Source organism: Chitinophaga sp. 10T418 (assembly GCF_056394125.1).
This window is the reverse complement of sequence record NZ_JBFTHG010000005.1, coordinates 289,159-302,364: the sequence shown is the minus strand read 5'-3', so window position 1 is coordinate 302,364 and position 13,206 is coordinate 289,159. Positions and strand designations below refer to the sequence as shown.

At 41.5% G+C, this 13,206-nt stretch carries 6 protein-coding genes; 4 read left to right on the top strand and 2 right to left on the bottom strand.

Annotated elements, in window-relative coordinates; translation table 11 throughout:
* Positions 1 to 42: 42 nt before the first annotated feature.
* The 4 genes from AC1DCV_RS16480 to AC1DCV_RS16465 all read left to right on the top strand — a co-directional run bounded on the left by AC1DCV_RS16480 (position 43) and on the right by AC1DCV_RS16465 (position 9,766).
* Positions 43 to 3,630 (top strand): RHS repeat domain-containing protein, encoded by a 3,588-nt coding sequence (locus AC1DCV_RS16480; RefSeq protein WP_477024159.1) that lies wholly within the window; start codon positions 43 to 45, stop codon positions 3,628 to 3,630.
* Positions 3,631 to 3,650: 20 nt separating this feature from the next.
* Positions 3,651 to 8,141, top strand: coding sequence for a DUF6443 domain-containing protein (locus tag AC1DCV_RS16475; RefSeq protein WP_477024158.1), 4,491 nt, complete (start codon positions 3,651 to 3,653; stop codon positions 8,139 to 8,141).
* Positions 8,142 to 8,149: 8 nt separating this feature from the next.
* Complete coding sequence (locus tag AC1DCV_RS16470; RefSeq protein WP_477024157.1) at positions 8,150 to 8,791, top strand: hypothetical protein; 642 nt, start codon at positions 8,150 to 8,152, stop codon at positions 8,789 to 8,791.
* A 210-nt stretch (positions 8,792 to 9,001) separates the two neighbouring features.
* Positions 9,002 to 9,766 (top strand): toxin-antitoxin system YwqK family antitoxin, encoded by a 765-nt coding sequence (locus AC1DCV_RS16465; RefSeq protein WP_477024156.1) that lies wholly within the window; start codon positions 9,002 to 9,004, stop codon positions 9,764 to 9,766.
* 989 nt (positions 9,767 to 10,755) lie between these two features.
* Here the strand turns inward: AC1DCV_RS16465 and AC1DCV_RS16460 are convergent.
* Together AC1DCV_RS16460 and AC1DCV_RS16455 are read right to left on the bottom strand one after the other, a co-directional pair.
* Entirely contained in the window at positions 10,756 to 11,517 is a 762-nt protein-coding gene (locus tag AC1DCV_RS16460) for a M90 family metallopeptidase (RefSeq protein ID WP_477024155.1), read from the bottom strand.
* A 27-nt stretch (positions 11,518 to 11,544) separates the two neighbouring features.
* Positions 11,545 to 13,164, bottom strand: a complete 1,620-nt coding sequence (locus tag AC1DCV_RS16455) for a M28 family metallopeptidase (RefSeq protein ID WP_477024154.1) — start codon at positions 13,162 to 13,164, stop codon at positions 11,545 to 11,547.
* Between the last annotated feature and the right edge of the window lie 42 nt (positions 13,165 to 13,206).

Genomic DNA, 13,206 nt, shown 5'->3' with positions numbered 1-13,206 from the left:
TCATAGTAGAAATAAGCAGTCCTAAACTTTTACCATATTGAGATGAGACATTGTCCCCCCTATCAACAAATGACGAGGAGTATACTTTTCGTGGCACTAACAGTTGTATTGATCATTAGCAGCCGTATGCCCGTATTTTCTCAGGTGCAAACCAGAACTGCAACACCACCCGGAGGAGATAATGCGTATAACTTTAATCCTAATGCCCTTTACCCTCCGCCGGTAAATGCAGCTACCATGAATAAAGGTGGGGACGTGAACGTGAACCTGTCATCAGGAACGCCGAATGTGGCCATTCCTCTTTTTAATGTTAAGTCGAGATTTTTGAGTTTGCCGGTGACATTAAACTATGCTTCCACCGGAATTAAAGTGAACGAAGCGGCGGGTATTGTTGGTTTGGGATGGAGCCTGAACTATGGCGGTGTGGTAAGCAGGACCTGTTATGGGTTACCTGATGAAACCAGGACGAGTAGTATTTATCCCAATAATTTTACCAAACCAGATCCTGAAAATTATGACAGAGCCACATTGAATTATCTGAATGCGGAAACAGATAGGGAAAGCGATGTTTTTGACTTTTCTGTTAATGGAATGATTTCCGGCCGATTCATCTTTGGCCCCGATGGCAAAGCGATTTTACTGGAAGATAAGAATTACAAAGTAGTTACTACGCTTAGTAATTTACGGCGTGGTATTGAAATTATTGATGACAAGGGCATTCATTATTCGTTTAATGACTGCGATACTTCCACCTATCAGAGAGGTGGTTCTCATTGTGCGGACAGAACTTCCGGGAGGACTGTTAAGGTGGGTAATGCCTGGTATTTATCCAGTATTATTCAGCCGGGACAGGATACCATCACTTTTCAATACATCAGTAATTTTCATTCCTATAATGTAGATGTCAGTGAAACCGAATCTATAGCAATAGCGTCTGAAGCATGGGCCTGCTCAGATGGCTCTGCCGGTATGGGCTGTCAGCGGTTTTCAGGGACCTTTGATAATTGCTTTACCAATCAGACGATTAACGCTAAGTTACTCTCGCAGATAAATTTCAGAAACGGATCTCTCCAGTTTGATTATGGAGAAGATTTTGCCAGTCCCAGGAAAGATATACCGGGTGGACAGTGGTTAAACGCCATCTCACTGATTAACAATAAAGGAGACTTTATCAGAACAGCCAGATTCAGTTACATCTATTTTAAAGCAGCCAGTTTTGGTAATTTTCTCAACGTGAATGGAATGAACAACGATTCATCACTCCTTTACCGGCTGGCATTGGATAAACTCAGCATTACACCGTCTCTCGAAGATGCATCACCCAGTTATGATTACGCCTTTTCTTATTTAAATGGCAACCAGTTGCCTGCCCGTCTTTCTGGTGCTCAGGATTACTTTGGTTATAATAACGGTATTAACAATAGTTATCTTTTAACACCCGTTACCGATGAATATCCAGATCTGACTTATTATTCGGAAGGTTATCCTGCCAGGTTTGGCAACCGTACTCCCGATACGACTAAAATGCAGTATGGTTTGCTGAACAAAATTGTATACCCTACCGGGGGGTACGACAGCATTGTGTACGCTTTTAATAGAACCAGGGAGCAATACATTGTCAAACACCCGGCGACCTATGTTGGCAGTGTAACAGGATCAGGAACGAGTACTGTGGAGGAAAATAATGGTGATTTTATAAGTACTTTCAAACAAAAAGCAGTCGTTGATTTCAAAGTGGTAAATCCGGATCCCACCAGGCCGGCTTCTCATAATGAAGGGGGAATATATCTACTGTATGATAATGACTATGCTATTTACTCTAAAACGGCCATGCCGGTAAATAATGCGCAGACACCGGATTCTGTTGCACTGGATTCTATAGGCTATCATGTAAGATTGACTGCAGCGGGATCCCTGGTAAGGTCTTTGGTAACTATCTACTATCAATCCGCCCCGCCAGACACGTTAATGAGGGATGCTCCGATAGGAGGACTCAGTGTAGGCGCCATTATCAGTAAAGACAATGTTGCTAAAACTGAATTCAGAAGAACCTATAGATACGCTTATAAAGAAACTGGGAAGTACTCAACGTTCCGGATCCAACCTGAGCCCAAATTTGTGAGTTCTTCCAGGATCCCTATGTTCAGAAGTTGCGGAGGGTTATGGAATTGCGATGAATATACTTCGTGTTCCTACCTGGTTCGTACCAATAATACAAATACGCCTACGTCATTGATCGGCACAAATACCTGTTATCATGTGTCGGTGATAGAAACAACGGAGGGTAAAGATTCCATTGACAGATCCGTAGAATACCGATACAAATACAACCCGATTTTTTATGCTGGTATGCGAAATGGGCGTATTGCCAATACCCCGTATGGTATTCTTCCTGATTATTTAATAGGAGATACCTTAACTACCTTTTACGCACGGAACAGGAATACAAATAATATAACAGTCCAAAAGACGATCCGGAAAACATATGAGGAAACATATCAGCGACTCGGATATAATTTCAATGTAAAGAAAATTTATACTTCTCTTTGTCAATGGGAGCCTCCCCAACCGGTGGAATACGAGGCATATTATATCAATGATTATCCAATTGTTTACCAGGAGAAAAAACTGTTATCTACGGTAGAGACAACATATGCGCTGAATGGGCCTGGATTATTGCAGTCAACCAGCACGAATACATATAACACAGCGCCTTATACACTTCTTAAAGAGAACATTAGTCAATCCAGCAAAGGAGAAACACTAAGTACTGCCTTCAAGTATTATTGGCAGCTTAATTCAAATGCATTATCCGATTCGGTTAAGAGCCGCAATAATATATCGCTTCCTGCTGACGTAGCGTCCTCAAGAAGCGGCGTTGTTCAGATGCGTAATACCATTGACTATAAACTGCAGGACAACAACAGCCTGATTGTACAACCATATAAATACATTACTACGAGAGGGGAGGATACCCTGTTGAAAAGCCAATATAATATCACCGCATTTGACCCATTGGGCAATGTGCAGGAATTTGTAAAAGATGGATTTGTCACCTCCCTGTTGTGGGATTATAATAGCTGTTTATTGGCGGCCAGCGCTGTTAATGCAGGAAAACAAAGCATTGCGTATACCAGTTTCGAGGCAGACAACAACGGCGGATGGACAGTAGCGGGTAGCCAGCGCAATAATGCGGATGCTATTACAGGGCAATATGCCTATTCATTAAGCAACGGCAGTATCACAAAAACAAATGTAGTGCTTGGCACTGAGTACTATGTTACCTTCTGGGCAAAAGGAGGAACCGTTAGCATCAATGGCGCGCAGGCCACTATCAAAACACAACGCAAAGGATGGACACTCTATGAATATAAATTTACCCCAACTGTTCAAAATCTTACCGTCAGTGGTACGGCATTGATTGATGAATTACGGCTCTTTCCTTCTTCCACACAAATGACTACCTATACTTATTCACCTTTGGTGGGGATGACCAGCCAATGTGATGCGCGGAATACCATCTTATATTATACCTATGATGGTCTGGGAAGACTTATAACGGTAAATGATCAGGATGGCCGGATCGTAAAACAATATGACTATCAATATCAGGTTTCCCTGACCCAATAACCCTATTTAAAATTAGCGATATGCCTGGTATCTATCTCAACATAAAAAAAATATTCGGAATACTGCTTGGTATCGTGTGTGCGACCTCCTTAGCTGCACAAAATTTCCCAACCGGCAGTAGCAGGTCGGCGGCAACACCCGTCAATGTGCCTAGTGCCTACGGGAGCAGCGTCATTAACTATATACGCACCTGGGAACCCTCCATGCCCACTACTGATACGGCAGCGGTGAAAGCTGCCAGTCGTACAACCGCGGAAGTAAAACAGACCACGCAATATTTTGATGGTCTTGCCAGAGTATTACAAACGGTAAGTAAGGGTGTCAGCTCGAGCGGAAAAGATATGGTAACTCCTGTTATATATGATTCATTAGGTAGAGAACAATACAGGTATCTTCCCTATGTGCAGCAGTCAGGTAATAGCAGTGATGGTAAGTTCAAAACAGATCCATTTAATAGTCAAAAAACATTCTATAAGGATTCGATACTGAATCCTGGTACGGCCGGAGAAAGTATTTATTACAATCAGGTAGCATATGAAGCATCTCCCTTAAACCGTATACTTAAATCTTATTCAGCTGGTAACAACTGGGCATCGACAGGAGGCAACCGGCCCACCACCCAGCAATACCTGGTAAATACAACCGCTGATAGTGTGAGGATCTGGAATATGCCTGTTGCAGCAATAAAGCCGGTCAGCGCCCAAATTTACGCCCCCGGCCAGTTGTATAAGAATGTGACTATGGATGAACGTGGTAGTCCTATCGTTGAGTTTAAAGACAAAGAAGGTCGGGTGGTATTGAAGAAAGTGGGATTGGGTACTGGTATTCCAGCCGGTCATGATAGCTGTTTATGTACCTATTATGTATATGATGATCTGGGTGACCTTCGTTGCGTAATTCCCCCAAAAGCGGTAGAGCTGATAAAAAGCAGTTGGGTAATAACAGATATTATTATACGGGAGTTATGTTTTTTATACAGATATGATAGCAGAAACCGGCTGATTATGAAAAAAATGCCGGGAGCCGATTCAACCGAAATGGTGTATGATTTAAGAGACAGACTGGTATTCAGCAGAGATGGCAATCTTAGAACCAACACCACACCTCAATGGCTCGTTACTTTTTACGACGGACTTAACCGACTCACCATGACGGCTTTGTATAATAATTCCGTGGCCACCAGGGCATCCCTGCAAACAGCCATGAATGCCGCTACCAGCTCCCAGTCCCTCGCTTATACTTTTCCCGGTGTCGCAGATCTGGTAGTAGCTGTCCATGACAGGCCCATTTACCAGGCAACACAAAGTGTTATCCTGGAAAGCGGTTTTGATTCGGGTTTGGCTGATTCACTGCAGGTGCTTATTAATCCTAATGTTACTGAGGGCCAAACAGCTATAACTATCAGTAATCCACTGCTGGGTATTTCCATTAATGATTTAACTCCGCTCAGCTATACCTACTACAATGATTACGGCTTTGCGGGAGTGCAGCCCTACCTGGCAGCAGATTCCACTAAACCAAAGGCAGGCGCTAATCCGTATGCTGAATCTGTAGGAAGTATTAGCAGCGTTACAACTGGATTGGTAACAGGCATAAAAGTAAGAGTACTAGGCACTGACAAATGGCTTACGACTACCACGTACTATAATGATAAAGGTAGGGTGGCACAGGTGACTTCAGATAACATAAGTGGCGGCCAGGATATCCTGACTAATCTGTATGATTTTAACGGAAAATTGCTTAGTAATTATCTGCGTCATAAGAATACGAGAAGCGGTACCACTCCCCAAACAACCGTGCTCACGATGATGATGTATGACAATGTAGGTAGGTTGATGCAGGTAACTAAGCAATTAAACGATGATTCGCTTACCCGAAGGGTAGTTACACAGAATGCTTATGACGAACTGGGGCAATTGAAACGTAAAAATATCGGGGTAAAAAATAATGTGCTTCTTGAGACACTGGATTATGAGTATAATATTCATGGTTGGCTGAAGGGGATTAACAAAAACTATGTAAATAATGTTGGTAGTACCTCAAACTGGTTTGGACAGGAGCTGAATTACGATGATGGCTTCCAGAAAAATCAATACAACGGAAACATCGCCGGTATAAAATGGAAAAGTAAGTCTGCCGATATAAGTCGTGCCTACGGCTATAATTATGATCCGGCTAACCGGTTGCTAAAAGCTGATTTTGCGCAAAATGATGGAGGAATCTGGAATAACAGCAGAATTGACTTCACCGTAACGATGGGCAACGGCATTAATCCTGCATCTGCGTATGATGCCAATGGAAACATCCTAAGCATGACGCAAAAAGGGATGAAGGGCATAACCCGCAGTACAATAGACCAACTCACGTACACTTATCAGCAAAACCAGGTCAGCAATAAGTTGCAAGGTGTGGCTGATGCAGTCAATGATCCTACCTCCGCGTTAGGTGACTTCAAAGAGATCAACGGTACGGGTAATAATGATTATAACTACGATACAAGCGGCAACCTGAAAAGCGACTTTAATAAAAATATCCGTGCTATATCTTATAATCATCTGAATCTGCCACAAAGTATTGCCATTACAGGTAAAGGTAGCATTGTGTACCGTTATGATGCCAGTGGTAATAAGCTGGAGAAGATAGTGACAGATAGTATGGGCGCAGTGCCAAAGGTGACAACCACTGATTATATCAATGGATTTGTCTATGAGAATGATACCTTACAGTTTTTAGCGCATGAAGAAGGCCGTATTCGCGCTGTTTTTAAGACAGGACAACCAGTGGCATATAGATATGATTATTTTGTAAAAGATCACCTGGGAGATATACGTGTGGTGTTAACAGAACAATCTGATGTTGGTGTGTATGCGGCCACGATGGAAACAGCTCAGGCGCCTGTTGAAAAAGCCTTGTTCAGTAATCTTGATAACACCCGCATTCCAAAACCTGTCGGCTATCCGACAGATGCCACTACATCTCCTAATGACTATGTAGCCAGACTGAATGCGACAAACGGACAGAAGATTGGCCCGTCTCTGGTACTGAGAGTGATGGCGGGAGATACGCTGCAGATAGGCAGCAAGGCATTTTATAAAAGTACTGCTGCCAGCACACCCGCAACCACTACTACTGATATGTTGGCGGCCCTGCTGCAGGCATTCGGCAGTGGAGGAATTAGAGACGGTGCGCATGCAGCCACTGGTCCTGGTTCTCCAATGGCGGTGACATTTAACAACTCTGCATATGACAATTTGAAACAGAAGGATCCGTCGCAAAATTTGTTGGATAAGCCTAAGTCATATCTTAATTATGCACTGTTCGATGACCAGTTTGTGATGGTTAATGAGAATAGTGGCGTAAAGCAGGTACAGGGAACGCCGGATGTATTACAGACACTGGCTACTGACAAAATGGTGATTAAAAAGACAGGATTTATCTATATTTATACTAGTAATGAAAGTGCACAGGATGTGTTCTTTGATAACCTGGTGGTATCACATAGTAGTGGACCGTTGTTGGAGGAGACACATTATTATCCTTTTGGGTTGACGATGGCGGGAATATCTTGTAAGGCCATGGGGAAATTAGAAAATAGATATGGATTTAATGGGATTGAGAAAAATACTGATTTTGATTTAAATCAATACGAAACTTTTTACAGAACGTTAGATCCCCAAATAGGAAGATTTTTGCAAATTGACCCTAAGATCGTTCACACGGAAAGCCCCTACATTTCTATGGGAAATAATCCGATCAAAAACACAGATTGGCTCGGCGATTACTTTGCTTGGGCTAATTCAACAGTTGAGGATACTTATAAGCGATTAAGAAAGGAAAACAATACTAGGATAGGTAATTACATGAAAGAATTAAAAGGCCTTGATTTGGCGTCATCCGATAAAAACGTACAGAAACAGATTGGACAATTAACAGAATTGATTAACCGACATGGAGAGTTAAATGCGCAATGGAATGAGATGGAGAGTTCTGCTGTAGAATTTAATGTTTCAAGCGAAATGCCGAATCCAGGTTCTGCTGCGGAAACCGATTATGATTTAGAAAAAATGAGGGTTAATATAAGACTTGGTAAAAGTTCGAAATCGCTAGAGACTATGGCTCACGAATTTAGACATGGATTTTCTTATTTGAATGGTGAGTTAATTCAAGGGGGCAATGGACTTTATGATCTATCAGATGAAGTTGTTGCGTACAACACAGGGTATTTGTTTTTAGATAGGGGAACTGCCAATCGTGTTGTTGATGGGTTTTATAATAGTGAATTGATTAGACAAAAACCAACTAACACAAACCTAAAAGATATATCCATTTCCTTAAGTACGCCTGCAGCTGTATATATGAAATACTTTGATGATAGATTAGCACATTTTATGAAACTAAATAAAAATAATGTTAATATGACTGTAAAGGATGCAGTAGACCAAGCTAATAAATTCAGTACCGCAAATGGTACTGGACCCGAATATAGATATGGTGATTTATTAAAAAAATAGATGAGATTATGAAAGTAGTTTTAACATTCCTTTTTCTTCTTTTGTCATTTGCTGTATCAGGACAAGACTTAATAGAAGTTACTGCAACAAAATCAGATGTAATGAAAGGCGTTAAACTTAAATATGAGTATGACGCTAAGGATAGGTATTTGCATATGCAGCTTTTGTTGTTTAAAAATGGACGATATCAATATGAGTTTAGCACTTTTAACCGGAACTTATTCAGCAATGGTAAGTGGATCATTTCTGAAAAAGTGTTGATGTTAAATAGTGATATTTCTAAAGATGATGTTCCTGCATATATAGTATATTCAAATGATACTGTAAATGGATTTCGGATTGATGTTGTTAGAAATCAAAAAGGAACGTTGTTGACAGATGCCTTTGTAAATGTTAATGCAGATAGTATAAGATGTTTGCCTATGGCGGCCTCTTGTATTGGTTCATACCAATCAATAGATAGTGTAAGGTTATTGTTTGAAAACGGATTTAAGTCAAAGTGGATGAAAGTATCAGACAATAGCAGTAGACATATTATAATAACTGTAAAAACTGATTTTAGAATTTCTTCTTACACAGCATTTGATAATTTTAAATGTAGAATAATTGGAAGAATAATAAAGCCAATAGAACATAATTGGGTAGAATGATCTCTTTAAGATTGCCGCAAAGTGCAATGGTGGATGGTTCTAAATATATTCCATGTTTTGTCTCATTTTGATTCTTCTGGTCAAAAGTTGATTGAGCGGAGGGAATAAGCCTATAGTTTTAATGCGATATAGGCTTAATTTGCAGTTACTATTGAAGTAATTCCCGTTTATTAAGATAATCAGTTAATATTTCAAATAAATATTGAAGGCGTGAAGACTAATCTTTTTTGTTTAATAGCTCTGTTGAACACAATGTGTAGCTGTCAACAAAAAAAGGAAGTTAATAAAACTTTTTTTCCGGATGGTAAGTTGGAAAGTAAGATTATAGTCCTGTCTAAAGACGAAGCTAAATATGTTTCCTATTATAAAACAGGGCGCATTGCAAGTGAAGGTACCTTAGACAAGGACTTGGCGAAAGAAGGTGAATGGAAATTTTTATCTCCCGATGGAGTAATTACTTCTTCCGGGGAGTATAGCGATGATTTGAAAATAGGGATCTGGAACTATAAGCTAAAGGATACTTCCTTTAGCATTGAATGGGAGAAGTATATCAACAGGCCATTAAAGTTGAATCTTCCTAAAGGCTGGATCATATATGAAAATATCACGGCATACTCCCCATTGACTGCCTATACCGATAATGATAGTGTTAACTTCAAACTTGGGCTCAATATTTCTATAGTGGAGAAGGGGAGTGGATCATTGGATAGTCTTGCATTGAAAGGAACACAATATTTTAATAACCATTTTCCATCTATTCGTGGTACTGCTACTGATGTAGTTGTAAATAATATAAAAGCAAAGAAGGTTATACAATATGTTATGCGAGGCGATAAGCAGATCAAAACGTATAGACTTTATGTTCCAGATGGGAAAATGGTTTATTTGCTATCCCTTGTTTTACAAGAGCCGGAAGAGGAAGTTTTTTATAATAAAGTAATAGAAGGTATAGCGGAGAGTTTTCAAATTATATAATAAACCGCTTTCCATGATAATCGGATAGATATCATGGCTCGATAAATTAAATAAGAAAAGATGATAAAGAATCTTTTGTTAAACGTGCTTTTCTTTTTTATTGGTTCTCTGGCCTTTCTATTCATCGCATTTAGCTCAGGTATGGCATCAAATGCTAATGCTGACAAGACATTGCTCATTTCTATTTATTCAATAATCGGATTTATTCACGTTTTGCTTTGTTGGGCATTTTTAAGGAAGAATACATCAAAGGATATTATTTGCTACTTAATGATAATTGTTGTGCTATTATATTGGGGAGCTTATAGTATTTTCTTTTAGAATCATTAATAGGATTTTGTTAAACAATTTGAGGGAATGTGGCATTAAAAAAACAACCGTTAGATCGTAATATATTTAGGCAGCCTAAAGATGCCGCTATAGAAGCGGCCCGGCGTATATACATGTATTTTACAGCTCAGAGCTTTTGGGAGTCTAAAGAGGACGAAGGTTTGTAGAATCAAGCTAAAGTAGGCGGATCTCTTTAATGGTTTCATTAAATGGTAAATATTATGAAGAAAATAGTGCCTTACATTCCCTTTATTATAATAACAGGATTAATGTTATATAGTATATATACTGTGAGGACGAGCAATATAATTTTTTCTTATGAGCATTATATCGGACTTGTTTTAATTCTGATAGATCTGATATCATTGCGATACAAACTTCTTGTAAATACATTGGCGACCTTTTTTGCACTGTTTTGGGAATCTTTAGCCAGGCCGCATTTACACCAATAATTACAAGGGTTAGATTTGGATTTACCATTGAAGGTAAAGGATTGGATCTGGTAATACAACCTTATTGCTTATTCCTGATGGTATTATTTATAATATTGAACTGGAGCTTTTTTAAGAACCTAATTAAAAAGAACGCAACTGTTTGAAAATTTGCCCGTTATATCCCCAGGCGCCAGCAAACTCATTGCTGACGCCTGGAGAAAAAAATCATCCCACCTTTCCCACTGGGTCCTGCCTGAACATCCGGGCCAGCATCTCATACAACTCCGGATGTTTCTCCGCCAGCAAATCCGGCCGCTCAAAAAAGTATTCCGATATCACCGCAAAAAACTCTGCTTCATTCATTGCGGCATAGGGATTAATATCCGTATGCCCCTCTGAAATCTGTTGTATCGTTTGATGCACCAGTTTCATCCACGGAATACTGTAGCTATGATCCAGCAATTTGGTGGGGAAGCCATCAATGGAACCATCGGTTTTATCCAGGAGATGTACAAATTCATGAATGGCGGTATTGTTTTTATCGGTGGTGTTGGAGAACCCTTCCCGCAATGCGGAGCGGGAGAGGATCATTTGTCCATTTAAGGCGCCGCTGCCTACCATGCCGAGAATGTTACGGCGATTACCTTCGTACTGATAGGTTTCATCAAAAGTATCGGGGTAGAGGATTACGTTAGTAAGATTGAAATATTCCCAGTCTTTAAATCCGAAGATGGGAATGATGGCGCTGGCGGCCACGAGTACACGGTCCAGCGGTTCTACTTCGGTACCTACGCCTTCTATGCTTGTTCTTTTGAGGAAGCGTTGTACCATGGATTCAAACCGCGTTTTTTCCGCGGAGGTAAGCTGTTGATAGTAGCGTACATGCTCTTCCAGGAGCGACTGGTACCCTTCAGGTACGGCTGTTTTTCTTCCTTTCCTGCGACTGTACATATTTACAAAGTACAGTGACAGGATCAATCCGATCATTATCAATCCGAATAAAACCATGGCTATTTATTTTCTGTATGCTTTAAACTCTGATCCTTTCTTCCATGCGGGGAAACTGCTTTGGTTGCTGAGGTGGTAGCCTACATCAAACAACAGGCGAACATCTTCTACCATGCCATCCATTATCCAGGTGGCCGGGTCAAATTCATCGGCAGGGGAGTGGTAACGTAAACGATTGTACGAAGCTGTTTGTTCTTTTCCCCAGCCAGCTTCGTGGCCAATGACATCTGTGCCTGGTCCGATGTACAATCCAGGTACACCTTTCTTGGCGAAGTTGAAATGGTCGGAACGGAAAAACCAGCCGCCTTCCGGATTGGATTCCGGGATGGTGATGCGGCCTTGTTTACGGGCTGCACGCAGGGCGTAGTCGTCGAGTTCAGATTGACCGTAGCCGATCACGGTGATATCTTTGGTGCGACCAAAAGTATTCAGTACGTCGAGGTTAATATCAGCAACTATCTTCTCCATCTTAAAGGTAGGATGGGCAGCATAATACTCTGATCCCAACAGGCCCTGCTCTTCTCCGGTAACAGAAAGGAACAGTACGGAGCGCTCCGGCTTTTGTGGCAGGCGGGTGAATGCGGTGGCTAGTTCCAGCAAACCGGCGGTGCCGGTGGCATTGTCTACTGCGCCGTTATAGATAGAATCTCCTTTAACGGGCTCGCCTATACCAAAATGATCCCAGTGCGCGGAATATACAACACATTCCTGCGGGCGTTTGGCACCCGGTAAAACCGCCAGCACATTATGAGAGGTGGATTTTTTTATGGTATTATTAATATCAAGAGATGTTTGCAAATGGAGGTCTACCGGCTTGAAACCTTTTGTCCTGGCCATTTGCATGATGTCTGGTGATATGCCGGCCAGCTGGAAGATTTTTTTGGCGGCATCTTGTGTGATCCATCCTTCGAGGGCGGTGCGATGTTGGTTGTTATCAGCTGTTTGTAAATACAACTTTGAGTTAGACCATCCGCTGCGTACTACTTTCCAGGGATAGCTGGCGGCGGCGGTTTCATGAATGATGATAACGCCTGTGGCGCCCTGCCTGGCGGCTTCTTCAAATTTATAGGTCCAGCGGCCGTAATAAGTCATAATGCGACCTTTGAACAGGGTGCTGTCTGCAAAGCCGGGGTCGTTGATGAGTACAATCACCGTTTTCCCTTTTACATCCAGTCCTTTATAATCGTTCCAGTTGTATTCCGGTGCTACAATGCCGTAGCCTGCAAATACCAGTGCGGAGTTGCGGATACTCACCTGGTCCTGTACACGGCGGGTGGCGGCTACAAAGTCTTCCAGGTACTGCAGGGATACTTCTCCGCCACTTCCCTTGATTACCAGGTTGCTGGCAGGTTTGGAGCTGATAGATACCATCGGTACTTCCTGGAAATAGCTGTTGCCATTGCCGGGTTGCAATCCCAGTTGTTTAAACTGGGTGGCCAGGTATTGAATGGTGCTGTCTTCGCCCCGGGTAAAAGGTTTACGACCTTCAAACGCGTCGGAGGCCAATACTTTGATGTGCTGTGCAAAACTGCCGGCATTGATGGCCTTGATGGCAGTGGAGTCTTGTGCTTTTACGTAGCTGCCCAGCAAAGTGGCAGCCATGGCTAATATAATGGGTACTTTCAATGTATGCGCGGTTTATTCAGGGCAAAAATTAGGGGACTTCCC

Coding starts and splice junctions, on each gene's coding strand:
- AC1DCV_RS16480 (WP_477024159.1), top strand. CDS start 43: ATGAGACATTGTCCCCCCTATCAACAAATGACGAGGAGTATACTTTTC.
- AC1DCV_RS16475 (WP_477024158.1), top strand. CDS start 3,651: ATGCCTGGTATCTATCTCAACATAAAAAAAATATTCGGAATACTGCTT.
- AC1DCV_RS16470 (WP_477024157.1), top strand. CDS start 8,150: ATGAAAGTAGTTTTAACATTCCTTTTTCTTCTTTTGTCATTTGCTGTA.
- AC1DCV_RS16460 (WP_477024155.1), bottom strand. CDS start 11,517: ATGATCGGATTGATCCTGTCACTGTACTTTGTAAATATGTACAGTCGC.